A 26,863-nucleotide genomic window follows, 5' to 3' on the forward strand; every position below is an offset into this window, starting at 1 on the left:
AAATCAAGATTGACTGCTAAAGGTTACGGTGAATCGCAATTAGTAAACGATTGTGGTTGTGAACCAACCAATGCTTCGAATTGTACTGAAGAACAACATCAAGCCAACAGAAGATCCGAATTTATTATTACGAAATTGTAAATTTTTTAATATACAATTATTTAAACCCGGCGAGCATCTATTTAGTTAGATGCTCGTTTTTTTATGCAAAAAAACCACCGAAAAAGAGTATCGATGGTTTTTTTAAAAAATCAAACAAAACAAATTATTACTTCTTCATGAAGATATTAGTATAGTATCTTTTCCCATTAGTTGGGTTTATTGTAATCGAAATTCCAAAGTGGGTATAGTCGCCATCTAAATTGTCTTTATGACCTGGACTATTCAACCACGCATTCAATGCTGAGTTAGGCGTAGAAAAATTGTAAGCAATATTTTCTCCTACTCTTACTGCTCCAAGAACTTGCATGATATTGTTGGCTCTTGAATCAAAATAATCATGATTTACTACATTATTTTCAATCATGTACTCATTATGCTCTAACGATTTGTAAGAAATATGATTAATCAATTCTAATCTGTTTTTTCCAACTGATTCTCTGTAATCATTAATTCTATTAGCAAGATCAACTTCTTCTGTGCTATAATCGTAATTCGTAATTAATTCTAAATTCTCAGCTTCGTCTTGTGAATCTTTAGAACATGAAACTAAAGTTAATACCAAAATAAATGGCACAAACAAACGTAGTAAATTTGTTTTCATAGTAGTAGGTTAAGTTTTAAAGATAGATGTGGGGCAAATATCTTAAGGGTTATACTTATTTAACTGTAAAGAACGTATTGTTGATTTGGGTGAGACAATGTTACTACTATATCGTCAAACTGCAAAAAAAAATCGATGAAATACATCGATTAAGAATTAAAACAAGTATATTTCTTACAAATCAAGAAGATAATCTTTCAATTTTCCATGAAAAATCATCTTGAAGAGTGTATCGAATTCGATCGTGTAATCGATTCGGTCTTCCTTGCCAAAATTCAACCTCAACAGGAGCAACAATAAATCCACCCCAATTGGATGGCCTAGGAATTTCTTTCCCTTTATATTGCTGTTCTAATTCAAATAACTTTTGGTCTAAAACAGCTCTTGAGGAAATTACCCTACTTTGGTCGGAAGCAATGGCACCCAATTTACTACCATCGGGACGTGAATTGAAATAATTGTCAGAAACTATTTCTGAGGTTTTTTGGGCTGTTCCTTTGATGATGACTTGACGTTCTACACTGTGCCAAAAAAAAGAAAGACATACATTGGGATTGTTTTGAATGGCAATTCCTTTTTCGGAATCGTAATTGGTGAAGAAAACAAATCCTTCTTCGTTGAATTTTTTTAATAAAACAACTCTCGATTTTGGAAAACCATCCAGTCCAATGGTTGAAATGGTCATGGCGTTGACTTCTTCGATTCCGCCTAAATCTTCCGTTTCATGAAACCAACGGTTGAATAAATTGATGGGATCTTCTGGAATATTGGATTCGAGTAGTTCGCTTTTCTCGTAGGATTTTCGGTAATTACTGAGGTCTTTCATGTTTGGACTGTGAGATTGTTAGATTTTTAGACTGTAAGACTATATGACTGTAAGACTATATGACTGTAAGACTATATGATTTTATGACTAATTGCTGATAGCTGATAGCTGATAGCTGATAGCTGATACCAAGTAACAAAGTTCGGGAAGTTTTAGGAAAGTTTCAAAGAATTGTTATGGTTTTATTTTAGCCCCGATAGAGGCAAGTATCCTGACATTGCGAACGAGGAACATCAATCTTAGATTGCTTCGTACCTCGCAATGGCAGATACAGCCGAAAGCGGGACGAATGTTGTGATGAAACTCTCATGATCTGCTTCTTAAAAAACTATTCCATTTCGAATTCTTTTCCGTCATCGGCCAAAAGAGCGTTTTCAAAAACTGTTTGTGCTTCTTTTTGGAACAGACTTAAATCGCCGTAACGCGTAGAATAATGCCCTAGAATTAGATTTTTTACCTTGGCTTTTTTTGCAATTGTAGCCGCCTGAATGGCAGTTGAATGCATGGTTTTTTCGGCTAGATGGGCTTCGTTTTCTAAAAAAGTACTTTCGTGATAGAGGTAATCGGCGTTCTCAATAATGGGAATGATGGATTCGTCGTATTGTGTGTCGCTACAATAAGCGTACGATTTGGAAGGAATGGGATCAAAAGTAAGTTCTGCATTCGGAATTACTGTTCCGTTTTCTAAGGTGATATCGCCACCGTATTTGATTTTGTTGAAATACAGTTTATCGATTTTGTACTCTTCAACTTTTTCAATGTTGAGTTTCCGTTCGATGTTTTTCTCTTGAAATAAAAAGCCATTGGTATAAATGCGATGGTTGAGCGGAATGGTTTTGACCACTACTCTATCGTCTTCAAAAATCGTTTCGGATTGTTTTGACTCGAGTTCGTGGAAGTACAAATTGTAACCCGTAAACGAACCTGAAGCGCGCAGTTGAAGGAGAATAATTTCTTTGATGCCTTTTGGGCCGTAGACGTGCAAATCACTTTCGCGGTTGAGTAGCATGAACGTCGAAATTAAACCGACCAAACCGTAAAAATGATCTCCGTGAAGGTGTGAAATAAAAATATGATTGATTTTGGAAAACTTGACTTTGCTTTTGCGCAATTGCACTTGAGTTCCTTCGGCACAGTCAATTAGAAATACTCTGTTTTTGATTTCTATGACTTGCGATGTTGGATTGGAAATGGTGCGTGGAGTTGCTGCGTAACAGCCAAGTATGGTGAGTTTCATTTTGAGTTATCGGTTCTCAGTTGTCGGTCTACTGAAAAATTATTCTGTTTTATCGTTTTCAATTTTGCCCAGCTTAACGACTTTGATTACAATGTAGATGATTAGTCCAAGGTTTACTAATAAACGCAACCAATCAAACTCTTGGGTTTTTAAACCCAAAATAACTTTACTAGCAAATAAATACGTCAAGACAAAAAGCACTCCGACGTAAATGTATATTAATGTTCTATTGTTTAATTTCATAATTTAAAATCCTAAATCGCGTTCTATTTCTTCCATTTCGATGATGTCATGCGCTTCTTGTAATGAAGGAACAACAATAATTTTTGTTGGAACAGCATTAAAGTCAATTCCGTCTGCAACTAATACAAATGACTTTTTTCCTTTCTTGTGCGTTTTTGACAATTCAGAAAACAGCTTGATCTCTTTAAGCGTTACATTTTTATCATGAGTAATATCGAGGATTAAATTTTGTGATTTAAAACTGTTGTGCTCATGAGATACTTTTTCAAGAAATGATAGTACGTTTCCTTGAGTGTCTTTGATGGTTGTGGTATGTCCTTTTTGGTCTACTTTCATTTTTTTTGAGTTGCTGAGTGACTGAGTTGATGAGTTACTGAGAAAATCACCACTTAATTCATTACTTAATTTTTGATGCCAACAAATAAATTACTGCCATTCGAATCGCTACACCGTTTTCAACTTGGTCTAATATTACGGATTGTTGCGAATCGGCAACATCGGAAGTGATTTCTACACCACGATTAATTGGACCAGGATGCATAATGACAATTTCTTTGTTGAGTGAATCTAATAAGGCTTTATCCAAACCGTATTGTTGAGCGTATTCACGAGTGGAAGGAAAATAATTCACATCCATACGCTCGTTTTGTACGCGAAGCATATTGGCGGCATCACACCACTCGAGTGCTTTTCGCAAATTGGATTCTACTTTTACGCCCAGACTTTCAATGTGTTTTGGAATGAGTGTTTTGGGTCCGCACACTTTTACCTCAGCACCTTGCATTTGCAGTGCAAAAATATTGGACAAAGCCACACGTGAGTGCAGAATATCACCAACAATTACAACTTTTTTTCCGGCTACTTCACCTAATTTTTCTCTGATGGAGAAACTATCTAAAAGTGCTTGTGTTGGGTGTTCGTGAGCGCCATCACCCGCGTTAATAATACTTGCTTTTACATTTTGAGACAAGAAGTATGCTGCACCAGGATTGGCGTGACGCATTACTACCATATCTACTTTCATGGAAAGAATGTTGTTCACCGTGTCGATTAGTGTTTCTCCTTTTTTTACTGAAGATTGTGCAGCTGAAAAACTAATCACGTCGGCAGAAAGCCTTTTTTGGGCTAATTCAAATGATAATTTAGTTCGAGTACTGTTTTCAAAAAAGATATTAGCAATGGTGATATCTCGCAATGAAGGTACTTTTTTTATGGGACGATTGATGACTTCTTTGAAATGATCGGCCGTTTCAAAAATCAATTGAATGTCTTCTTTAGTGAGGTATTTTATTCCTAATAAATGGTTAACGGATAGTTCGGACATTAGGTTAGGTTATTTTGTTAGCTGTAAGCTGACAGCTGTCAGCAGTTAGTTATTAGTTGATATGTTGTATAAATTTTCTATTTCTAGATTTAATTCGCAATCCTTAATTAGTAATCAAATAAACAGCGTCTTCACCTTCATTTTCTTGCCAACATACTTTTACTTTTTCTCCATCGATAGTATCTACTTGACGTCCGCGATAATCGGGCTGAATCGGTAAGTGGCGACTGAATCTACGATCTATTAAAGCTAAAAGTTCTACTTCAGATGGTCTTCCAAACGATTGAATGGCGGTTAAAGCGGCGTTGATACTTCTTCCTGTGAAAAGCACATCGTCTATGAAAACAACTTTTTTATCCTCAACAATAAAATCAATTTTGGTTTTGTTAGCTTCCAATGATTTTTCGCCTCTTCTGAAATCATCTCTAAAAAAAGTAATGTCTAAAAATCCGAGCTGGATGTTTTTTACTTGATATTCATTTTCTAAAATCGATTTGATTCGGTTGGCTAAATAAATTCCACGTGGTTGTAAACCTATTAGAACAGTATCTGAAAAATCAAGGTGTTTTTCGATTAACTGACAAGCCAAACGATGCAGAATGATAGTAACTTCTTTTGCCGTGAGTAGTATTTTTTGACTCATAATGAAGTGCTGTGTTTGGTGTGTAAAAGTAAGCATTTTTTTTAAACATTCTAAATTATTAAACTTCAGAAAAAAGTTGGCGTCAAAACTATTTTCTTACCGATTTTTCTGTACATTTATATAAAAAACTCGCTATGAAAAAGACGTTTACACTTGTTTTATTACTTTTCCTTACTTCATTATCCTATTCTCAAGAAATATGTGATAATGCATTAGACGATGATGGAGATGGTCTAATTGATTTAAATGACTCTGACTGCAGTTGTTCAGGAGAGTTAGTTAATGTGCCTTCTTTAATTCCGAATCCATCATTTGAAGAAATGAATTACTGTCCTGATTTTTTCTCACAATTAGACGCTGCAACTTCTTGGATTCAGGCAACAGATGCAACAACAGATTATTTTAATACCTGCGGATACGGCTCCGATTTTAATGCTCCTTTTGGTGATGGAGAAGGCATGGTGGGCGCTATTTTCAGCATTGATTGGCAAGAATATCTTGGAACTTGTTTATCCAGTCCGATGGTTGCTGGCACGAACTATCAGCTGCAATTTATGATTTATTCAAGCGAAGTGCTTTTTGACGGAGATTTTAATTATTATCCTCCTATTGGTTATTCTCCCCTAGACATTACTTTGTATGGTTCTTCAGATTGCAATAATCTGCCTATTTCAACTACAGGATGTCCGAGTAATGCAAGCCCTAATTGGGTCGTCTTGGGTAGTGCAAATTATACACCAATTGACGAATGGGGAATCATCACTATCAATTTTACTCCAACTCAGAACATCAACACCATAATCTTGGGAAGCCCATGTACTCTTTCACCTGAATATGAAGACGGTTATGTTAATGGAATATTATCTTTCCCTTATTTTCTTTTTGATAATTTACTTCTAAACCAATCCGAACTTTTTAATGATGTTACTATAAGCACTACTGGAGATTTTTGCTCAAATAATGTGGTTTTAAACAGTACAGTTGTTAATCAAACCAATCCTTTTACTTATCAATGGTATGTGAATGGTGTAGCGATTCTGGGAGCAACATCAAGTACTTACAGTGTGGCTAGTTATACTGCCAACGATGTCTATTCATTGCGCATTGTAGAAGGAGAAAATTGTTACCTTAGTAATTCATTACAACTGAATTCTATTGTTCCGAGTAAACCAACAGTTGTAAGTCCGTTGACGTATTGCCAAAATGATACTGCTACTCCATTATCAGCAAATGGAACCAATTTATTGTGGTATACAACTGCTACGGGAGGAACTGGAAGTGCGTCTACACCAACACCTTCTACATCACAACCTGGAACTTTTTCTTTTTATGTTAGTCAAACGTGTCAATTGGAAAGTCCTAGAGAGGTTATTACTGTAGTAGTAAACCCATTATTAATTCCTGATTTTCCCACTATAAATCAAGTTTGCTTTGGAGAAACTACACCTGTTTTAAACTCTGTTTCGCCTAATGGTATTGCTGGAACGTGGCTGCCCTCAACAATTAGTTCAACTGAGAGTGGAAGTTATGTTTTTACTCCTGCTTCTAATGTTTGTGCTTACAGTCAAACCTTAAATATTAACGTAATACAACCCATCCAATTTTCACTTATTGGTGGATGCAGCAATGAAAATTACTATTTAGAAGCCATTCCGAACAGTTCATTTGATTTGAATAACCTAACTTTTCAGTGGTTTGATTACAATGGAAATCCGATTGGAACCAATCAAACTATAATAAACCTTACTGAAATTGTTAACGCAACTCCAGAATACGAAGATTTCCCTTTAACTTATGGTTTGACTATTAGTGATAATTTTGGCTGTGAAACTACAGCTACTTATGAAATTGAAAAAGTTTATTGTAAAATCCCTAAAGGCATCTCTCCAAATGAGGATAATCAGAATGACTTTTTTGATTTAAGAGGATTACACGTTACTCATTTAGACATATTCAATCGATATGGAATGAAGGTATATGACTTGGATAATTATACTACCGAATGGAAAGGTCAGAGTAAAAAAGGAGAAAAATTACCCGATGGAACTTATTATTATTACATCGAATTTGAAAATGAAAATCCTAAGACAGGTTGGGTATATTTACAAAAAAATGATTAAAAAAAATCCCGTCGTAATTGACGGGATTTTTTTATGAATACATTTTCTTTCTTAATTCTTTAATTTTATCATCTTCCAGATATTCATCAAATGTCATGTAACGATCAATAACACCATTGGGTGTAATTTCCAACACTCGATTGGCAACGGTTTGAGCAAACTCGTGATCATGAGTAGTGAACAAAACCGAACCTTTGAAGTTTTTCAATGAATTGTTAAAAGCCGTAATCGATTCTAAGTCTAAGTGATTGGTAGGTTCGTCCAACATCAACACATTGGCACGAATCATCATCATTCGAGATAACATACAACGCACTTTCTCTCCTCCAGACAAAACGGTACATTTTTTTAGCGCTTCTTCCCCTGAGAAAATCATTTTTCCTAAGAATCCGCGAACGTACACTTCGTCTCTTTCTTCTTCTGTTTTCACAAATTGACGAAGCCAATCCACTAAATTCAAACTTCCATCGGTAAAAAACGAACTATTGTCATTAGGTAAATACGATTGTGTTGTGGTAATTCCCCAATCATACGTTCCGGCATCTGCTTTTTGATTTCCGTTTAAAATTTCATAAAAAGCGGTTGTGGCACGTGAGTCTTTAGAAAAAACAACAACCTTATCGCCTTTGGCCATATTCAAATCGACATTTTTAAACAAGATTTCGCCATCAACAGATGCTGCAAGATTTTGAACGTGCAAAATTTGATCTCCAGCTTCTCGTTCTACATCAAAAATAATGGCTGGATATCTTCTACTGGATGGTTTGATTTCATCTAGATTTAATTTTTCAATCATTTTCTTACGAGAAGTAGCTTGTTTCGATTTGGCTACGTTCGCACTAAAACGACGAATGAATTCTTCCAATTCAGCTTTCTTTTCTTCGGCTTTTTTGTTTTGCTGTGCCTTTTGTCGAGCCGCTAATTGACTTGACTCGTACCAAAACGTATAGTTACCTGAATAATGGTTGATTTTTCCAAAGTCAATATCCGAAATGTGCGTACAAACTGAATCCAAAAAGTGTCTGTCGTGCGAAACCACTATCACCGTATTTTCATAATTAGCCAAGAAATTTTCCAACCAAGAAATAGTTTCAAAATCAAGGTCGTTGGTAGGCTCATCCATTACCAAAACATCTGGATTTCCAAAAAGCGCTTGTGCCAATAACACACGTACTTTCATCTTTCCTTCCATTTCAGACATCAAAGTATAATGCATGTCAGCTGTAATTCCTAAATTGGACAGCATTGCTCCTGCATCAGACTCAGCATTCCATCCGTTCATTTCTTCAAATTGAACTTGTAACTCACCTATTCGATCCGCATTTTTATCATCATAATCAGCATACAAAGCGTCCATTTCCGATTTAACGGCAAACAACACTTTATTTCCCATCATCACCGTTTCAAGAACTGTATGCTCATCAAACATATTGTGATTTTGGTTCAGCACCGACATTCTTTTTCCTGGCTCTAAAATCACTCTACCCGAAGTAGGATCAATATCGCCTGCTAAAATCTTTAAAAAAGTAGATTTTCCAGCGCCATTAGCACCAATTACTCCGTAACAATTGCCTTGCGTAAAGGTAGTGTTTACTTCGTCGAAAAGAATTCGTTTACCAAATTGAACCGATAAATTTGAAACAGTAAGCATGAAATAAGTTGTTTTGAAATTTGGTGCAAAAGTAATGAAAACTGACGTTTGATTCGCACAGAGTTGTTTCTTTTTTAATTAAAATTGAATTAATATGATAAACCTCATAAATAATGACTTACCATTTGCATTATCTTTGATTACTTCAAATTAAATTATGAACCGAAAACTAAAATACTATCAACTCACTTGGTTAAAGCACGACTTACCAGCAGGACTTTCGGTATTCTTGGTTGCTTTGCCACTTTGTTTAGGAATTGCACTAGCTTCTGGAGCGCCACTGTACTCAGGTTTAATGTCGGGTATTATTGGTGGAATCGTGGTTTCATTAATTAGTGGATCACAATTAGGTGTTTCGGGTCCAGCAGCAGGTTTAACCACTTTAGTTTCGGCATCAATTATTTCATTGGGCGACTTTCAAACCTTTTTATTGGCTGTTGTAGTGGCTGGCTTATTCCAAATTGCGTTAGGTTTGCTAAAACTCGGAATGATTTCCAACTACTTCCCATCAGCAGTAATCAAAGGAATGTTGGCTGCCATTGGAATCTTATTAATTTCCAAACAAATTCCGATTGCCTTGGGTTACGATCAACCCGATTTTTGGACCAGCGGATTTGTCAGTTTATTTACTCAATCGAATGTATTAGGCAATGTCACTCGTCTGAATGAACACCTGACGCGCGGCACAATTATCATTTCTGCTATTTCGGTTTTGCTATTGATACTACTCAATCGTCCGTTTGCCAAAAAATTAAAAGCCATTCCAACTCCGCTTTTCATTGTTGTTGTCGGAATCGGAATTCATCTTATTTTATCGAACAGTACTTCCCTTTTTCACCTAAAACCAAACCAATTAGTTGCAATACCCAAAGATATTTTCAATACTATCGTTTTTCCGGATTTGTCAAAATTATTTTCCTCTATTGAAATTTGGAAAGCCGGAATTTTAATTGGAGTCTTAGCTTCATTAGAAACCTTACTTTGCGTAGAAGCTGTTGATAAATTGGACAAGCAAAACCGAATTACACCCATCAATCGGGAGTTATTAGCGCAAGGAATCGGAAATGTGTCGTGCGGAATTCTAGGCGCTATTCCGATAACGGCAGTTGTAGTTCGCGGTGCTGCCAATATTGATGCTGGAGGTAGAACCAAACTTTCAGCATTTACTCACGGTATATTTCTGTTATTGGCTGTTTTGTTTTTACCTTTTTTACTCAATGCGATTCCGTATGCATCTTTATCCGCAATTTTACTAATTACAGGTTACAACCTAACCCAACCAAAATTGTACAAAAGCATGTTCAATTTGGGATGGAAACAGTTTGTTCCGTTCATCATTACCATTATTTTTATTTTAGTAACCGACTTGTTGATTGGAGTTGTAATTGGTTTGCTGATTTCGTTGTACGTTATCATACAAAACAACTTCCAAGTAGATTATAAAGTGTCTCAAACCAAACAACATGAAACCGAGATTTACACCATAAAACTCAACGATAATGTGTCGTTTCTGAATAAAGTAAAATTCAGAACTATTCTAGATAACATACCTAAATACAGTATTTTAACAATTGACGGAACCGATTGTACTTTTATAGATCACGATATTTTAGAGGTAATTAGTGAGTTTGCCAACAAAGCACACATTCGACACATACAATTGAATCTCATTCAAATTAAAACTGTTTCAACCTCTGCAATTCACTGATAAATAGTTTTTTGTTGCCTTTTAGGTTTACATTTTATTTAACTATTGATTAACAATAATATTGAAAAGTACTAAATACATTTGTTTATCAATTTTATTTGAATGAAAAGAGTACCCCATATTTCTACATTGCTTTTTTTAGGTCTACTTCTACCCTTTTTATCCTCGTGTAAGAAAGAGTTTCAAAATGATAATTTTGTAGCTTACTTTGGAGGTGAAGTTACCAATCCTAACAATCGTTATGTTTTGTTTTGCAAGAACAATGAAGTCATTGACACGATTGCGTTAAACAAAGACAATACTTTTTTCAAGAAATTCGACTCACTCGCACCTGGTTTATACACTTTTAAACACGAACCTGAATACCAATACGTTTATTTTGACAAAAACGACAGTATTATGGTTCATGTCAATTCTAAAGACTTCGATGAATCAGTTGTTTTTTGTGGGCGTGGCGATGAAAAAAATAACTTCTTGATGGAAATGTTTTTAAAAAATGAAAAAGACAAAGACTTTCTATTTGAAGCTTTTGATTATGATTTAGATCGATTCAATAAAGTTATTGATTCGCTCCATAAAAAAAACGAACAATTTTACACGAAAAAGAAAGAAAGTGCTAAATGGAGTGACGAATTTGATACATTTGCTAAAGCCTCTTATTTATACCCACATTACACCAAAAAAGAAATCTATCCTATGATTCACAATATGCGAACTGGGAAAGATGTATATGAGAAATTACCAAAATCGTATTATTCCTATCGAGAGAGCATCGATTTTAACAATGTTGCACTAGCCGATTATTCTCCTTTTGTGATGTACTTGAATCACATGCTCAATAATGTTTCAACCATCAAATACCATAATCATTTCTCTGAAGTGGATTTGGCACTAAAAACCAACATCAACAAACTGAACATTGCCGATACACTCATTAAAAACTCAGAAGTAAAAAATAAAATTTTAAATAATATTGCCTTTCAATATTTATTAGAAGATCAAAACGTTGTTAACAACCAAGAATTTCTAAAAATATACCACAAGTATTCAACAGATAGAAGTCAAAAAAACGAAATCAATAAAATTGGAGATGCCATTCAACTATTGATTAAAGGTAAGAAATTACCTTCGGTAGAATTGGTTGATGCCAATGGTAAAAAACACAATTCGGACGATTTAATTACCAAAAACACGGTTATATTCTTTTGGTCTGAAAACGCTAACTCACATATGGTTTTGGCTCATAAAAAAATAGCTGAATTCAAGAAAAAATTCCCCAATTACCATTTTATAGCTGTCAATTTAGACAAAGACGAAGATTGGAAAAAATCGCTTACCAAATATAATTTTAAAGACATAACCGAACTTAGATGTGCTGATTTTGAAGACATCAAAGCCAAATGGGCCATTACTAAAATACACCGAACTATCGTAACGAATAATAATGGTACAATAAAAAATGCCTTCACCAACATTATGGATGTGAAGTTTGAAGAGAATTTGAGGTAGTCAGGCCGCAGAAAACAGATGGCAGAAAGCAGAATTAAAAAGCCGATTTCTAAATGAAATCGGCTTTTTAATTTACACAAACTGCATTCTTAAATCTGCATTCTGTATTCTATTTATTCCCTTTCTCAAAATCAGCAATAAACTGTGCTAATCCAATGTCCGTTAACGGATGTTTTAATAGTCCTAAAATTGCAGATAATGGTCCAGTCATAACATCAGCACCAATTTTGGCACAATTTACAATGTGCATCGTATGACGCACTGAAGCCGCTAAAATTTGAGTTTCATAACCGTAGTTATCATAAATCTCTCTGATTTCCTGAATCAAATTCAAACCATCGGTTGAAACATCATCTAAACGACCAATAAATGGCGATACAAATGTTGCTCCCGCTTTGGCAGCCAAAATCGCTTGACCAGCCGAAAACACTAACGTAACATTCGTTTTAATTCCTTTATCCGAAAAATATTTACACGCTTTAACACCTTCTTTGGTCATGGGTAATTTAACCACAATTTGGTCGTGTAATTCGGCCAATTCTTCGCCTTCTTTAATCATTCCTTCATAATCAACGGCATTTACTTCGGCACTTACTTCACCATCTACAATGTTGCAAATGTCAACGTAATGCTTCAAAATGTTGTTTTTACCCGTGATTCCTTCTTTTGCCATCAACGACGGATTAGTAGTTACTCCATCCAAAACGCCTAACGATTGCGCTTCTTTAATGTCGTTTAAATTGGCAGTGTCAATAAAAAATTTCATAGTATATAATTAAGTTGTGTTTATTTTTTTGAGTGACTGAGTTGCTGAACGACTGAATTCTTTTGGGCGTTCCGCTTCGTACCTCGCGTCGGGCTATCGGCTGCACACGGTGCTTGCCTCTATCCCTAACGCAATCGAGTGCAAAATTACGAAAATCAATTGCAATAGCAATTACAAATATCAAATTCAATAGTTACTATTGACTTTTGACATTGATATTGACATTGATTATTAAAATCGAAACTTAGCCGAAACACTCAAATCGATGCGCCATAAACTTTCGTACTCATCTTCGTTTAACGAAATAGTTTGAGATGCTCCATTACTATTCTCTACTTTTAATTTTCTCAATGTTCCGCCTATAAAAGAAACTTGTGGACCAACCAAAAACTGTTTGGTCAGTCTAAAATGATAGCCTCCACCAGCGACAACTCCTAAATTTCCTCCTTTATAGGTGAATCGTTCGTAATTCAACATCGCTTTATTTTTGTAAAAAACATATCCTAGAGAAAACTCTAAAAAAGCCTCACCCACATCGGCACTTGGCAATTCAGTGTAAATAAAAGACGGTCCAATGTACGAAATAGTGATATCGTCACTAAAGTTGTATGGGTAATTGATTATAGGATCCAAATTAGTGGAACTACTGTAGTCATTTTTAGAATGAAAAACATTGTATTTCAAACCATATCCTCTGTCGTGTACAACATAATATGCCGAAATATCATAACTTAACCCTGACTTTATTTCTTTGTAATAATCTTCGAACTCTGAAGGCAATCCTTCCGGATTTTTAGCCAATCTAAAACTTGGACCGACATTGGCGTTTACAATAAATCGTGTGTCTTTTTTGGATTGTCCAAATACAGAACAACCAATTAAAAATAATAGTGCAATTGTCTTTTTCATAGGTGTATACTTATAATTTATAATGATTCATGAGCATTTTTTCATAGACTTTGTCGGGCAAAATTCGTTTCAAAACAATCGAAAATTTCTGCATAAAAACACCTACTTTGTAATGTATCTTCGGATTCGGATTTTGAATGATTTTGTATATCGCTTCCGCCATTTGATTTGGGTTACTTCCACTGTCAACGTGTTCGTTCATCATTTTTAACGTATTCCCATACGGAATTTCGTAAGCCGAACCTTTTACCAGCGGCGCATGATAGCGTCCGGCTGCAATATTAGTCGCAAAATCACCTGGCGCGACATTGGTAATATGAATTCCAAACGACTTCACTTCCATTCGCAAAGCTTCGGTAATCAACTCGAGTGCGCCTTTTGATGAGGAATAAATTCCGCGGTAAGGCAAACCCATATAAGCAGCAATTGAAGTAATATTGATAATCAAACCCGATTGTTGCGTGCGCATTTGCGGCAAAACAGCTTTCATCACTTCGATTGGTCCAAACAAGTTGGTTTCAAAATTATTCTTGATTTCTTCAGTCGGAATTTCTTCAATCGGTCCGGTGATTCCTACTCCAGCGTTGTTGACCACAACATCTATTCTACCCGATTTGGTAATTACTTCTGCTACTGCTTGCTGAATGCTATTTTTATCTCTAACATCCAAAGCAATTAAAGGAAAAACGGAACCTGAAACGCGCTCCGGATTTCTACTGGTTCCATAAACGGTAAATCCTTTAGTGTGTAAAAACTCGCCTATTGATTTCCCAATTCCTGAAGAACCACCTGTAATTAATACTACTTTACTCATATAGTCTTTGCGAGGAACGAAGCAATCTATTCCTCTTTTATTTTTTAATCTGTTATCTATTTTATCTCCGTTCTCTATTCTATCTCAACAAATCCTGCCCAAACTGAATCATGTAACTGTTGTTGTCGTATATGGCAAATTCACGCATTCCCCAATCAAAATCTTCAATATCGTAGGCAATTTTGACTTTGTCTTTTATTTGATTCCACAATGCATCCACATCATCCGTTTTGATGTAAAACGTTCCTGAAAAATACGGGCGTTCAAATGGTGTATGTTCGTTTGGTTCGGCAATCATCAATTCGCATTGATCTTTGCTAACGGCTGCCCAACCCCATTCTTCACTAAAATTACCACAAGAAAACCCGAGAAAGTCACAATAAAAATCGACAGTTTCTTGTAATTTATTAGTCCAAATCATTGGAACTATTGGCTGAAATTTCATTTTATATTATTTGGGTTAAAGATAAAAAACAGATTTAGATTAACTCTATTCCTAAGCCTGGTTTTTCACTAAAATGCAACTTACCATTGACGATGTAATTTCCTTTGGCTATATCATTAGCAATCAAATTAGCTCCATCCAAGTCGGCGTAATCGCAAAGCGGAGCCAAAACTGCTCCTGCTGAAATACCCACTGTAGATTCGGTCATACAACCAATCATGATTTTAAAATCCAAGTTTCTAGCCTGTTGAATCATTTCGAGCGCTGGAGTCAATCCGCCACATTTTACCAATTTAATATTGATACTTTGATAGTGTTCTTTCAGTTGTGGCAACATCAAAACATCCTGACAATCTTCATCAGCCATCCAATTCGCAAAACCGTTTGCCTTTAAAACGGAATAATTCTCACTTCCTGTTTTCATTGGTTGCTCAAGATAGGTGAATTTTGAAATCGGTTCATTCTGCTGTAACCACAAACAATTTTCTTGGGTAAAACTACCATTTGAATCAAGAGCAATAACATAATCTAATGTAAGTAATTTTAAAATCGCTGCTTCATCAAAATGATTGTATTTTACTTTAAATTTTGCCCATTCAGATTGCTGAATTTTCTTGATTTGATTATCGATATCATCTACACTAATCGTAATGGAAGATTCGGGAAGTTGATTTAGTAAAATCGAATTCAATTCTAAAAAGCTTTTGTTTTCGAGTTTTCCATACAAATCCCAATACGCGCAATCAATTGCCGAACGCAAAAAACTGGGTAAATTCAATTGCACCAAAAACAAATAAAACTCGGTTGGATGCACTAACTCTTGACTTTCAATTCTTGATTGAATGCGATGCAAATCAACAACAAAATCATCTAAATTAACATGATAGTAGTCGATTGCGGTACATTCACCATAACCAGTACAATTGTGACTTTTTAGAGAAACAATAAGTGCATCACGATGGGAATAATTGCCGTAAGCAATGGAGAAGGTTTCCTTTAAAACAAATCGAACTATTTGCCAAGATAATTTCATTAAAGGAAAATTGGAATTAAAAAAAAATTCCGACAAGAATCGGAATAAAAAATGGCAAGCGACCTACATCGCACCGCTACAACCGCATACCTTTGCTATGTTCCCATCCTGGAGGATTCTGCAGGAGCTGGTCGTGTAGGACTTGCCGCGGCAAAGATACAATCTTTTTATATTTTTGCAAGAAATTAACATCATAAATAATACATTTGTCTTTATAAAATACAATCCGTTTTCAATGAAAAAATATAACGCATTAGCATTCATTTTATTAGGTTTAATATTAACCAATTGCCAAGGCACAGAAGATGTATTCAACATCAATGAAAAGAAATTAAAAACCCAGTATTCGTTAGACGAATCCTTATCTATTGAGGTGTTAAATCCGAAATCGGAGAAAATTGATAGTATTGTGTATGCTATCAATGACAAAAGAGTAGGTTCGAAAAAAGAGGGAACTTTGTTTTCCTACGAATTAAAAAATGAAAAATTAGGTTTCGGAGAAGTAAAAACCTCAGTCTATTATGATGGCGCAGTAGAAAAAGATTCAATTCAAATTGAAATTGTGTCTAATGTACAACCCAAATTATTAAGTTACACTATTGTCAATACTTATCCACATGATACTTCTGCTTATACTCAAGGCTTGGAATTTTACAATGGAGTTTTGTATGAAGGAACGGGTCAATACGGCGAATCTACCCTTCGTAAAACCGATTACAAAACCGGAAAAGTAGACCTAAAAGTAGATTTGGAAGCACGTTACTTTGGAGAAGGAATTACTTTTTTGAATGATAAAATTTATCAATTGACTTGGCAAGAGAACACGGCATTTGTGTATGATGCTAAGACATTAAAAAAAGAAAAACAATTTACCTATCCACAAAATCTGGAAGGTTGGGGTTTGACTAATGATGGTAAAAATTTATACATGACTGACAAATCGGAACGCATTCATATACTGGATCCAGACACATTCAAAGAATTGGATTACATCAATGTATATTCTTTGAAAACTAGAATTGAAGCGGTGAATGAATTGGAATGGGTTGACGGAAAAATATACGGAAATGTATACCAAAAAGATGCCATTGCCGTTATTAATCCGAAAACTGGGGCGGTAGAAGGAATACTAAACATGGCCGATTTAGAAACAAAAATCACAAAACTACCTGAGACAGACGTTTTGAACGGAATTGCTTATAATCCTGCTACTAAAACCTTTTTTATAACTGGAAAAAACTGGGATAAGATGTTTGAGATTCGAATTAATCCATAACAATTGATGTCAAAAAAAATTAATGTAACGATTCCAAAACCATGTTCTGAAAATTGGCTCGAAATGACACCATCGGAACAAGGTAGATTTTGTCAATTATGTCAGGAAAATGTATTTGATTTTACACAATCTTCCGATAGAGAAATTGTTGAAAAACTTGAAAAAAATCAGTTTTTATGCGGAAGATTTTCAAGATCACAATTGGATCGTAAATTAATTATTCCAAAAAAAAGAAATTCACTATGGATGGCTACTTCATCAGCCTTTATTAGTTTCATTGGACTCGGAACTCAAGAAGTTTATTCACAAGGGAGAACCAAAATAGAGCAAACTGATAAAAAAAATGCATCTGAGATTGATTTCAACAAAGAGTATGTTCTGAAGGGAATTGTGTTGGATGAAAACAAATCGCCTCTTCCTAATTTAAAAATCTTAGTCAAAGAAAAATTATTTTCTACACTAACTAACGAAGATGGTGAATTTAAAATCAAAATAAAACCCAATGATGTCCTTATCATCAATCATGATGGATTGAAAACTGTTGAAATTTATGCTAATAGAACAGCTTATATGTCTATTATTTTAGAAAAAAATGAAACTGAATTTCGGCCCGACGATATAATGGGAAAATCGGCGATAAATGAGGAAAGAAGAACTTTATTAGGTAAATTTTTCAACTCCATCGCTAATTTATTTAGATAAAAAGTAATTGTCTTCCCAACCTTTTTGTAATAAATCGCCTCTATAAGTAAAAGCTATTTATTATGAAAAATTCAATTATCACTGTACCAAAACCATGCTCCGAAAACTGGTCAGCAATGACTGTAGTAGAACAAGGTCGTTTTTGCCAATCGTGCCAGAAAAAAGTATACGACTTTACGCAATCATCCGATAGAGAAATTGCAAAGGCTTTTCAAATGAATAATTCATTATGTGGCCGATTTGCCAACACCCAATTAAATCGCGAGTTGATAGTTCCAAAAGAAAAAAGTTCGATTTGGTTGGCCACTACTTCGGCTGTGATTAGTTTTTTAGGATTGGGAACAGATGATCTCGTTGCACAAGAAAAAACACCAACGATTCAAACAGAAAAAATCGAAAACACTAAAAATGCAGTAACAAATGAAATTGTTGCGTTGTCTGGAATAGTCGTCGATGAAAACGATACTCCGCTTTCAGGAATAGTGATCAAATTTAATGGCAATGAAACTGTTCACACTCGATACGATGGAACTTTCTCTCTAAAAGTAAACCGAGGAACCACCGTTCTTTTTTCAGATGATTTTGATTATGAGATTTCGACACATATTGTAAAAGCAGAAAACAAAAACCTTAAAATTGTTTGCCCTACCAAAATCCTAGTTCAACAACGAATAATACTCGGTATGGTTACTTATGTAGATACAGAAACTTATACTCAACCTTCTGAAAAGCGTTCGTTTTTTGGTAGAATTTTCTATGCAATTGGTAACTTATTTCGATAAAAAAACACCTATAAAAGGCGTTTTTTATTTTTATTTTTCGCGTCTCAATCAGGAAGCTTATTTTCTCTTAGCATCAACAAACTCCATACTTGCCGCATCGTATTTCCACTTGTTTTCTTGGGTTTTATTTTTTTGTGTGATGGTACCATCAGCATTTAAAATAAACTCAAAGCCTTCTCTTCTGATTCTCTCTTGAGTTTCTGAAGCCGTTTTTAATCGATCTAAAAAGACTTTCTCAACAATATGATTGGTAGTTTGCGTATTAGAGAATACTTGCTTCTTATTCGGAATTTCATACACAACCGAATACACATTGGTCAGGTTTTCGGTTTTTAAATCCGATTTTATAACCACAACTTCGGTCCATGTCAATAAATACAATTTAGTTCCACTCGCTGTAAATGAAGTCAATTTAACATTTGTAGGTGCAAATTTGGCATCAACCGTTTTAATCATCAAGGCGTCTTTCTGCTTTCCATTTTCATTGATGGTCAGTTGAAAGTTTCCTGCTTTTACTTCAGCTACCAAATTATCTGCTTTAGCAAGAACTCCTTTTGCAGTAGTGCTTGCTGTTGCTGGTTTTTTTGCTGTTGATTTTTTTTTCTGAGCAAAAGTAGTTGTACTAATTAGTGTCATCAGTACCAATAAAACTATTCTTTTCATATCATTTTTGGTTTAATAGATGGCTAATATATAAAATAATTATTTCAAATAATGTTAAATAAAAAAACCGCCTTGTTATGGCTACAAGGCGGTTACAACTATTAAAAACTAGTTATTTATTCTTTAGTAGATTGTACTGCTAAATTATAAATAACTAAACCAAAACCGATTTTGTTGATAGCATCAGCAATGTTGTAGGCTACATCTACACTTCCTTTACCTAAAATACTGGTATACCAACCGTCTGTACCCAACATGTAACCCAGTGGATAAATGGCCCAACCTACCAGCACAAACCAACACAATATTTTGTGTGCTGCTAGAACTTGACCTCCAGCTGCTGCGGCTAATTTTGAAGCTTCACCCAACCATATTTCATACACAATTGCAAAGTAGGCAATACCCGAAACTAATCCCCATAACCAAGCATTAATTGGGTCAACGGCTTCGCCAAAATAACCCGTCACTAACATCACAAGTGAATAAATAATCATTTTCCATAACAATGATTTTTTGGCACCAGCAATTTTCAGAATTAAATAAAATTCCAAACACATTAAAGGAACGGTCAAAACCCAATCTACATAACGGAAGAACGTTGGTGATTCGCCAAAGCTTGCCCAATAATCCCTCATGTAAAAATAGTGAACAGCTGCAATAAAAGTAATTAAGCCAGAAACTAAAACGGATACGCGCCACTTCTTATCGAATTGGCTTAAAGATAAAAAGAAAAAAGCTGATGCTGCCATCATAGCCATGCATCCAATAAAAAATGTAAATCCAACATAATCAGTTGGTAACATTTTTGACACTAATGAAATTGAAAGAAAATTTGTCATAGTATAAGAATTTATTTGTTTAACCAAATTTAAAAATGATTAAACAAATAAAATAAAAGTGTTTAACATTTTATAATTATCTTTAAACAAAAATAATATCTAAATTTATGTTAAACACCAATAGCTATAGAATCCTATTTAGCTTCTTTGCCATCTGGATTACATCAAACTTTTCCTTTAAGTATCAACAACTTATCGGATTTGTAGTAATATTCTTATTTGGAATTTTACATGGAGCCAATGATTTAGCTTTATTTCAAAAAATTAATGAGAATAAAGTATACCTATCAATAAAAAAAATGATCATTTACTACATTCTCATTGTGAGCATAGGTGCGTTACTGTTTTTTTATATTCCCATTTTTGCTCTACTCCTTTTTATTCTATTTAGTTCATATCATTTTGGGGAACAACATTGGAACGAACTCGAAATAGTCAATCAAAACCAAATACTAGTACTATTTCAAACGGTATACGGTCTTTTCATTCTATCTCTTTTATTTAGTTTTCACGAAATAGAAGTGAAAAATATAATTCAACAAATATCAAATACATCTATTGCTGAATTAAACTTCAAGATCATAATTTCAATAGTAGGTCTTATCCTGTTGATTTTGGGTATTGTAATGTATAGAATTTCAAAAAAGTTCAAATCAGAGATAGTGCTCAACCTGTTCTATTTATTGGTTTTTGCTATTATTTTTAAAACTGCCGATTTAATATGGGCGTTTGCAATCTATTTTGTGGTGTGGCACAGTATTCCGTCGATGAAAGAACAAATTCACTTCTTATATGGCGATTGTACTGTAACAAATTTCAAACGCTATTTTAAGTCCGCTTTTCTGTATTGGATAGCATCATTAATAGGTATAGGTATTTTGTACATGCTATTTAAAGAATACAAAATATTCAACGCTTTGTTCTTTTCTTTCCTTGCGGCAATTACTTTTCCACATACTTTAATCATCATTAAAATGCAAAACCGAGCATAAAAAAAGGGTCGGATTAAAATCCGACCCATATATTCATTCAAAAAAAAGCTGGACTGAAGTCCAGCTTTTAAATCTATTGTCTTTTTCGAAAGATTCCGATTGGCATCGGAATAAGCGATTCGCACAAAATCTTTGAAAAAGATTTTGGCTCTCTGCTTATTTCACCTCTTCAAAATCTACATCTTGTGTTTGATCTCCACTTGCATCAGCTTGAGGTTGTGCTTCGTGAGCCTGACCTTGATCTGCACCACCTTGTGCATACATTGCTTCAGTTGCGGTTTTCCAAGCAGCGTTTACAGCGTCTAAACCTCTTTGAATAGCGTCTAAATCTTGCGATTGGTGCGCTGCTCTTAATTCGGTTAAAGCACTTTCAATTCCTACTTTATGATCGTCAGATAATTTATCGCCTAATTCTTTCAACTGACTTTCTGTTTGGAAAATCATGCTGTCTGCTTCGTTCAATTTATCTGCTTTTTCTTTAGCTGCTCTGTCTGCTTCAGCATTCATTTCAGCATCTTTTTTCATTCTTTCAATTTCTTCCGGAGTCAATCCTGAAGACGCTTCAATACGAATGTCATGTGATTTACCAGTTCCTTTGTCAGTAGCGGAAACTTTAATGATACCATTGGCATCAATATCAAACGTTACTTCAATTTGAGGAACACCTCTTGGCGCTGGTGGAATTCCATCTAAGTGGAAACGACCAATTGTTTTGTTGTCACCCGCCATCGTTCTTTCACCTTGTAAAACGTGAATTTCAACACTTGGTTGGTTATCCGCAGCTGTTGAGAATACTTGTGATTTTTTGGTTGGAATAGTAGTATTTGACTCAATTAACTTCGTCATTACATTACCCATAGTTTCAATTCCTAATGATAAAGGCGTAACGTCTAACAACAATACATCTTTTACATCACCAGTTAAAACTCCACCTTGAATTGCAGCTCCAATCGCTACAACTTCATCCGGATTCACTCCTTTTGATGGTTTTTTACCGAAGAATTTTTCTACTTGCTCTTGAATCACTGGAATACGAGTTGAACCACCCACTAAAATTACTTCGTCAATGTCAGAAGTAGACAAACCTGCATCTTTCAATGCTTTTGCCACTGGATCCATCGAACGTTTTACTAAAGTCTCAGCCAATTGCTCGAATTTTGCTCTTGTTAGTGTTTTTACTAAGTGTTTTGGACCACTAGCCGTTGCCGTTACATATGGCAAGTTGATTTCAGTTTGTGTTGAAGATGATAATTCAATTTTTGCTTTTTCAGCAGCTTCTTTCAAACGTTGTAATGCCATTGGATCTTTACGCAAATCAACACCTTCTTCGCTGTTGAATTCGTTCGCCATCCAATCAATGATTACTTGGTCAAAATCGTCTCCACCCAAGTGCGTGTCACCATTAGTAGAAAGTACTTCAAAAACACCGTCTCCTAATTCTAACACTGAAATATCAAATGTTCCACCACCTAAATCGTATACTGCAATTTTTTGATCTTTTCCTTGTTTGTCCAAACCATAGGCCAAAGCTGCTGCCGTTGGCTCGTTGATGATACGCATTACTTTTAAGCCTGCAATTTCACCTGCTTCTTTCGTAGCCTGACGTTGTGCATCGTTAAAGTACGCTGGAACTGTAATAACTGCTTCAGTTACTGTTTGACCTAAATAGTCTTCAGCTGTTTTTTTCATTTTTTGAAGTGTCATTGCCGACAATTCTTGTGGTGTGTACAAACGACCATCAATATCTACACGTGGAGTATCATTATCGCCTTTTACCACTTTATAAGCAACTGTCGATGCTTCTTTAGCACTTTCAGAATATTTATTACCCATAAAACGTTTGATTGACGCTATTGTTTTAGTAGGATTTGTTACAGCTTGTCTTTTTGCTGGATCACCCACTTTGATTTCGCCACCGTCTACAAATGCAATTACAGATGGTGTAGTTCTTTTTCCTTCTGCATTAGCAATTACAACTGGTTCTCCACCTTCCATAACTGACACGCAAGAATTGGTTGTACCTAAATCGATACCAATAATTTTTCCCATTTTTTTATTATTTTATTGTGCGTTTTTTATTTCTATTCAAAACTTGATTCACAAAAAGCAATCATTATGCCAATAGAGAATTATGGTGATTTTGGCAGTTTTTGAAGTAAATCATATGACAAGATGACATTTGAAGTAGGAAGTAAGAGGTACGATTTACGAAGTAAGAGGTACGATTTACGAAGTAAGAAGTTTTTTTTTTTTGAAGCTATTTCCAGCTATCCGTTCCAATCTGTCATTGCGTGGAACGAAGACACACGAGCAAAGCGAACTGAGCGTTAGCTAATCTCAGAATAATTATCGTTCGCAATGTCAGGATTTCCACTTCTATCTGGGCTAGTGCAATGGTTTTCAGTAGAAATTATGCTTGAATCGATTGCCTTCTAAAAAGTACCTTCTCATTAAAAATAACAATCGAAATCAGTATCAACACATACGAACTTATTTGAACTGCATTCATTTCTTCTTTAAAATAAAAAATAGCCAGAAAAAAGTGAATCAGCGGATTGGTGTACATCAAAATACCTACTTCCGATGAGTTCATTCCTTTCAATGCATACAAATTCAAAAACAACGGAATAATGGTAAAAACCACTACAACCACCATTAATAAAATATAAAATAGTGATGCTGTTGGAATCGGGCCGCTGTACTCAGGAAAAAAAGGAATACTCACCAACGAAGCAATCAACATTTGTACCGTTAAGATGTTGAACCGATCAAATAAACTGTTCTTACGCTGACTGATCAAATAAAAAGCAAACGAAAAAGCGATGGTCAAACTGTAGATCAATTCGGTTACATGACCCATAGACAATAAGGCACAACTAATCACACACAACACCACCGAAAACCATTGCCAATTGGAAAGTTGTTCCTTTAAAATAATAAAAGCCAGTATAGTAGTGATTATCGGGCAAATCATGTACGCAAACGACGCCGATTGCAAACTCACGTGATTAATGGCATAAATGAATAAAAACCAGTTGATGATGAGTAAAAATCCGCCTACAACTGTTAAAAACAACGCTTTTACTCGTTCTTTCTGTGTCAATTGTTGCAAAGCCAGCCAATCGCGAAGCACGACTTTTCTCCTCAAAAAAGCAGAAATCAACAGCAACAAAACAGTAGCAAAAAAAACTCGATAAAATAAAATATCCAACGACGGATAATCGTGCAATGGTTTTAATGCCAAACTAAAAAAGCCCCAAATAATAAAGGACGAAAGCGCTGCGAGAAAATATTTGTTGATTTGCACACGAATAATTTGGTGCAAAAATAGAGAATTGGGATTTAGTTATCGAATTTATAACAATTAATTAGGAATTGAGCGCAGCTGCTTTTTAGAGAAATAAACCATTATAATTTGAACGAACAAGAAAACATAAAACCCCCATTTTATCTGTCGGTACGTTTCAAACAAACTATCGAAAAATACAATGCAAATAGTTGCTATAAATAGCAATCCAATATTAAAAGTTGATAATTGGTACAACCGTTTATAGTTTTTTAAAATAGAACTAATAAGTTGCAATAAAGTAATAATAATGATTAATAAAAATGCTATTGATCTTACAAGATAGGAAATACAATCGTGCTTGTTCTTCTTAAAATCTTCTGCAATCTCACTTTTAAAATCGGCGTAAGTCATATCGGAATAGACAGTTAAAAACTCGGCTAGTTCGTATGCATTCTGAGTTTCTTCATCATCAATAAATTCATAAGCTCGAGTAAAAAAAGGTTCTTTTTCTAAATTTAAAGCTACTTCTTCTTTGGTTGCTGTCTTTTGAACTGGAATTGAATCTTTAGCATCAATAGCAGAAACTTCAGCTTTTTCAGCCTTTTTATACTTCATTCCTTTTCCATTGCATTGGTCGTAAAACGGTGCTATTAACAGTAAAAATCCAAGTAGCGACAAAACACGAAGTAAACTTATTGATTTCATAAATAAGAGGTTGAATTTGTTTTTAAAAATGATGCCAAATTCATGCCAAAAAAATGACAGTCAGGTTTTTATTTTTACACTATCAACAAAAAAAACACATTTGAATTATCAAATAACTATTTTTTAATTCTATGAGTGAAAATTCAACAATTCTTTCGCTTATATTTGTAATTAAAACTAAACTTTAGGTATGGAAGAATGCATTTCGGTTTTTGATATGTTGAAAATTGGTGTCGGACCATCGAGCTCGCACACACTCGGACCATGGCGCGCAGCCGAACGATTTTTATCCGAATTGAATCAAGAGCAGTTATTGGAAAAAGTCACTCGCGTAAAAGTTGATTTGTACGGTTCATTATCATTAACAGGAAAAGGTCACGCCACCGATTTGGCAGTAATGCTCGGATTAAGCGGTCAAGATCCCGAATACATTCCGGTGGAAAGCATTGATAAAATCATTACTTCCATCAATTCCAACCAACAACTCATTTTAGGAAATCAGTTAACTATCGTCTTTAATCCCGAAACTGACATCGTTTTCAATAAAAACTTCTTGCCTTTTCATGCAAATGGTTTGACATTTACAGCATACACTTCCGACAAGGAATTTTCCTCTACCTTCTACTCTATTGGCGGCGGATTTGTAGTCAAAGAAGAACGCGTCAATGCCAAGAAAAAGCAGCAAATCAAATGTGCGTTTCCCTATCCGATTCAAAATGCGGAAGAACTTTTGGCGTACTGCAACGATATGAATAAATCCATTTCTGAAGTGGTGTATGAAAACGAAAAATCAATGCGTTCGGAAGAAGAAATTCACTCGGAATTACTACGCATTTGGAACACCATGCTCGAATGCATGTACATTGGTTGTCATAGCGAAGGCATTCTTCCTGGTGGATTAAATGTACGTCGTCGTGCTTTTGATATGCATCAAGGTTTAATAGGTTTGTCAAATTATAATTCACCTCAAGAATGGCTTGAAACGATTCGTAAAACCGAAGTAAAATTCCGCCAAATCCTCAAATGGGTTTCGTGTTTTGCTTTGGCTGTCAATGAAGTCAATGCTGCTTTAGGTCGTGTAGTGACTGCTCCAACCAACGGAAGTGCTGGTGTAATTCCGGCCGTTTTGATGTATTATTTAGTGATTGAAAACCACGATGCAGGCGAAAAAGAAATCAAACAATTTTTGATGGTAGCGGGCGAAATTGGTAGTATTTTCAAAAAAGGCTCCACCATTTCCGCTGCTATGGGCGGATGTCAAGCTGAAATTGGCGTTTCTTCGGCTATGGCTGCCGCTGCGTTGTGTGAAGTCATGGGCGGAACTCCAGAACAAGTACAAATGGCCGCCGAAATTGCCATGGAACATCATTTGGGATTAACATGTGATCCGATTGGTGGTTTGGTCCAGATTCCGTGTATCGAACGCAATACTATGGGCGCAATCAAAGCGATTAATGCAGCCGAATTGGCCATGGAAACCGATGCTAAAAACGCTAAAGTACCGTTGGATAAAGTCATCAATACCATGTGGCAAACGGCCAAAGACATGAACTCCAAATACAAAGAAACTTCCGAAGGTGGATTGGCAGTTGCGGTAAATGTAGCCGACTGTTAGAAAGTCTTT

26 protein-coding genes and 1 other RNA gene are annotated in these 26,863 nt (G+C 35.1%); 8 read left to right on the forward strand and 19 right to left on the reverse strand.

The annotated features are described in order from the left end of the window. Nucleotides 1–268: 268 nt before the first annotated feature. The 7 genes from VK161_RS08895 to pyrR all read right to left on the reverse strand — a co-directional run bounded on the left by VK161_RS08895 (nt 269) and on the right by pyrR (nt 5,036). The gene (locus VK161_RS08895) at nt 269–763 is read right to left on the reverse strand and encodes a CAP domain-containing protein (RefSeq protein ID WP_324214422.1); all 495 of its coding nucleotides are present in this window, start codon (nt 761–763) and stop codon (nt 269–271) included. Nucleotides 764–944: 181 nt separating this feature from the next. Next, nucleotides 945–1,589, reverse strand: a complete 645-nt coding sequence (gene pdxH / locus VK161_RS08900; RefSeq protein WP_324214423.1) for a pyridoxamine 5'-phosphate oxidase — start codon at nt 1,587–1,589, stop codon at nt 945–947. Between the two features lie 328 nt (nt 1,590–1,917). Then, nucleotides 1,918–2,826 (reverse strand): ribonuclease Z, encoded by a 909-nt coding sequence (locus VK161_RS08905; protein WP_324214424.1) that lies wholly within the window; start codon nt 2,824–2,826, stop codon nt 1,918–1,920. Between the two features lie 39 nt (nt 2,827–2,865). Continuing rightward, on the reverse strand, nt 2,866–3,069 hold the full coding sequence (locus VK161_RS08910) for a hypothetical protein (RefSeq protein WP_324214425.1): 204 nt from the start codon (nt 3,067–3,069) through the stop codon (nt 2,866–2,868). A 3-nt stretch (nt 3,070–3,072) separates the two neighbouring features. Next, nucleotides 3,073–3,405: a ribonuclease Z gene (locus VK161_RS08915; RefSeq protein ID WP_324214426.1), complete on the reverse strand. Its 333-nt coding sequence runs from the start codon at nt 3,403–3,405 to the stop codon at nt 3,073–3,075. A gap of 61 nt (nt 3,406–3,466) precedes the next feature. Beyond that, nucleotides 3,467–4,393, reverse strand: coding sequence for an aspartate carbamoyltransferase catalytic subunit (locus VK161_RS08920; RefSeq protein WP_324214427.1), 927 nt, complete (start codon nt 4,391–4,393; stop codon nt 3,467–3,469). A 103-nt stretch (nt 4,394–4,496) separates the two neighbouring features. After that, complete coding sequence (pyrR, locus tag VK161_RS08925; protein ID WP_324214428.1) at nt 4,497–5,036, reverse strand: bifunctional pyr operon transcriptional regulator/uracil phosphoribosyltransferase PyrR; 540 nt, start codon at nt 5,034–5,036, stop codon at nt 4,497–4,499. 134 nt (nt 5,037–5,170) lie between these two features. Between pyrR and VK161_RS08930 the strand changes: the two genes are divergently transcribed. Continuing rightward, nucleotides 5,171–7,156 (forward strand): gliding motility-associated C-terminal domain-containing protein, encoded by a 1,986-nt coding sequence (locus VK161_RS08930; RefSeq protein ID WP_324214429.1) that lies wholly within the window; start codon nt 5,171–5,173, stop codon nt 7,154–7,156. 31 nt (nt 7,157–7,187) lie between these two features. Here VK161_RS08930 and VK161_RS08935 read toward each other — a convergent pair whose 3' ends face one another. After that, nucleotides 7,188–8,807 carry an ABC-F family ATP-binding cassette domain-containing protein gene (locus VK161_RS08935; protein WP_324214430.1) on the reverse strand — a complete coding sequence of 540 codons (1,620 nt, stop codon included), beginning with the start codon at nt 8,805–8,807 and terminating at the stop codon, nt 7,188–7,190. A gap of 157 nt (nt 8,808–8,964) precedes the next feature. Between VK161_RS08935 and VK161_RS08940 the strand changes: the two genes are divergently transcribed. Further along, nucleotides 8,965–10,515: a SulP family inorganic anion transporter gene (locus tag VK161_RS08940; RefSeq protein WP_324214431.1), complete on the forward strand. Its 1,551-nt coding sequence runs from the start codon at nt 8,965–8,967 to the stop codon at nt 10,513–10,515. Nucleotides 10,516–10,617: 102 nt separating this feature from the next. Beyond that, nucleotides 10,618–12,024 carry a thioredoxin-like domain-containing protein gene (locus tag VK161_RS08945; RefSeq protein WP_324214432.1) on the forward strand — a complete coding sequence of 469 codons (1,407 nt, stop codon included), beginning with the start codon at nt 10,618–10,620 and terminating at the stop codon, nt 12,022–12,024. Between the two features lie 109 nt (nt 12,025–12,133). On the opposite strand, the gene fsa is transcribed toward VK161_RS08945, so the two are convergent. The 6 genes from fsa to ffs all read right to left on the reverse strand — a co-directional run bounded on the left by fsa (nt 12,134) and on the right by ffs (nt 16,139). Further along, nucleotides 12,134–12,790 (reverse strand): fructose-6-phosphate aldolase, encoded by a 657-nt coding sequence (gene fsa, locus VK161_RS08950; protein WP_324214433.1) that lies wholly within the window; start codon nt 12,788–12,790, stop codon nt 12,134–12,136. 231 nt (nt 12,791–13,021) lie between these two features. Next, a complete protein-coding gene (locus VK161_RS08955) occupies nt 13,022–13,699 on the reverse strand; it encodes a hypothetical protein (protein WP_324214434.1) in 678 nt (225 codons plus the stop codon). Between the two features lie 10 nt (nt 13,700–13,709). Beyond that, on the reverse strand, nt 13,710–14,513 hold the full coding sequence (locus tag VK161_RS08960; RefSeq protein ID WP_324214435.1) for an SDR family oxidoreductase: 804 nt from the start codon (nt 14,511–14,513) through the stop codon (nt 13,710–13,712). Between the two features lie 79 nt (nt 14,514–14,592). Further along, nucleotides 14,593–14,958, reverse strand: a complete 366-nt coding sequence (locus VK161_RS08965) for a VOC family protein (protein WP_324214436.1) — start codon at nt 14,956–14,958, stop codon at nt 14,593–14,595. Between the two features lie 34 nt (nt 14,959–14,992). Next, entirely contained in the window at nt 14,993–15,991 is a 999-nt protein-coding gene (locus tag VK161_RS08970) for an enolase C-terminal domain-like protein (protein ID WP_324214437.1), read from the reverse strand. Nucleotides 15,992–16,040: 49 nt separating this feature from the next. Continuing rightward, nucleotides 16,041–16,139: signal recognition particle sRNA small type (gene ffs, locus VK161_RS08975), an RNA gene on the reverse strand. A gap of 87 nt (nt 16,140–16,226) precedes the next feature. Here ffs and VK161_RS08980 point away from each other — a divergent pair. The 3 genes from VK161_RS08980 (at nt 16,227) to VK161_RS08990 (ending at nt 18,751) form a co-directional block, all read left to right on the forward strand. Next, a complete protein-coding gene (locus VK161_RS08980; protein ID WP_324214438.1) occupies nt 16,227–17,267 on the forward strand; it encodes a glutaminyl-peptide cyclotransferase in 1,041 nt (346 codons plus the stop codon). 6 nt (nt 17,268–17,273) lie between these two features. Then, nucleotides 17,274–17,969 carry a carboxypeptidase-like regulatory domain-containing protein gene (locus VK161_RS08985; RefSeq protein ID WP_324214439.1) on the forward strand — a complete coding sequence of 232 codons (696 nt, stop codon included), beginning with the start codon at nt 17,274–17,276 and terminating at the stop codon, nt 17,967–17,969. Nucleotides 17,970–18,031: 62 nt separating this feature from the next. Then, nucleotides 18,032–18,751: a hypothetical protein gene (locus VK161_RS08990; RefSeq protein ID WP_324214440.1), complete on the forward strand. Its 720-nt coding sequence runs from the start codon at nt 18,032–18,034 to the stop codon at nt 18,749–18,751. A gap of 57 nt (nt 18,752–18,808) precedes the next feature. Here the strand turns inward: VK161_RS08990 and VK161_RS08995 are convergent, their stop codons facing one another. Beyond that, entirely contained in the window at nt 18,809–19,414 is a 606-nt protein-coding gene (locus VK161_RS08995; RefSeq protein ID WP_324214441.1) for a hypothetical protein, read from the reverse strand. A gap of 116 nt (nt 19,415–19,530) precedes the next feature. Next, nucleotides 19,531–20,253: a bacteriorhodopsin-like gene (locus VK161_RS09000; protein WP_324214442.1), complete on the reverse strand. Its 723-nt coding sequence runs from the start codon at nt 20,251–20,253 to the stop codon at nt 19,531–19,533. Nucleotides 20,254–20,360: 107 nt separating this feature from the next. Between VK161_RS09000 and VK161_RS09005 the strand changes: the two genes are divergently transcribed. Continuing rightward, on the forward strand, nt 20,361–21,245 hold the full coding sequence (locus tag VK161_RS09005) for a Brp/Blh family beta-carotene 15,15'-dioxygenase (protein ID WP_324214443.1): 885 nt from the start codon (nt 20,361–20,363) through the stop codon (nt 21,243–21,245). Between the two features lie 156 nt (nt 21,246–21,401). Here VK161_RS09005 and dnaK read toward each other — a convergent pair whose 3' ends face one another. From dnaK to VK161_RS09020, 3 genes are all read right to left on the reverse strand, one after another. Further along, nucleotides 21,402–23,294, reverse strand: coding sequence for a molecular chaperone DnaK (gene dnaK, locus VK161_RS09010; protein ID WP_324214444.1), 1,893 nt, complete (start codon nt 23,292–23,294; stop codon nt 21,402–21,404). 361 nt (nt 23,295–23,655) lie between these two features. Continuing rightward, nucleotides 23,656–24,570 carry an EamA family transporter gene (locus tag VK161_RS09015; protein WP_324214445.1) on the reverse strand — a complete coding sequence of 305 codons (915 nt, stop codon included), beginning with the start codon at nt 24,568–24,570 and terminating at the stop codon, nt 23,656–23,658. A gap of 39 nt (nt 24,571–24,609) precedes the next feature. After that, a complete protein-coding gene (locus tag VK161_RS09020; RefSeq protein ID WP_324214446.1) occupies nt 24,610–25,239 on the reverse strand; it encodes a hypothetical protein in 630 nt (209 codons plus the stop codon). Nucleotides 25,240–25,429: 190 nt separating this feature from the next. Here VK161_RS09020 and VK161_RS09025 point away from each other — a divergent pair, with 190 nt between their 5' ends. Then, a complete protein-coding gene (locus VK161_RS09025; protein WP_324214447.1) occupies nt 25,430–26,854 on the forward strand; it encodes an L-serine ammonia-lyase in 1,425 nt (474 codons plus the stop codon). Nucleotides 26,855–26,863 lie beyond the last annotated feature (9 nt).

Origin of the sequence: Flavobacterium sp. (genome assembly GCF_035299245.1) — a bacterium.
Taxonomy (GTDB): Bacteria; Bacteroidota; Bacteroidia; order Flavobacteriales; family Flavobacteriaceae; genus Flavobacterium.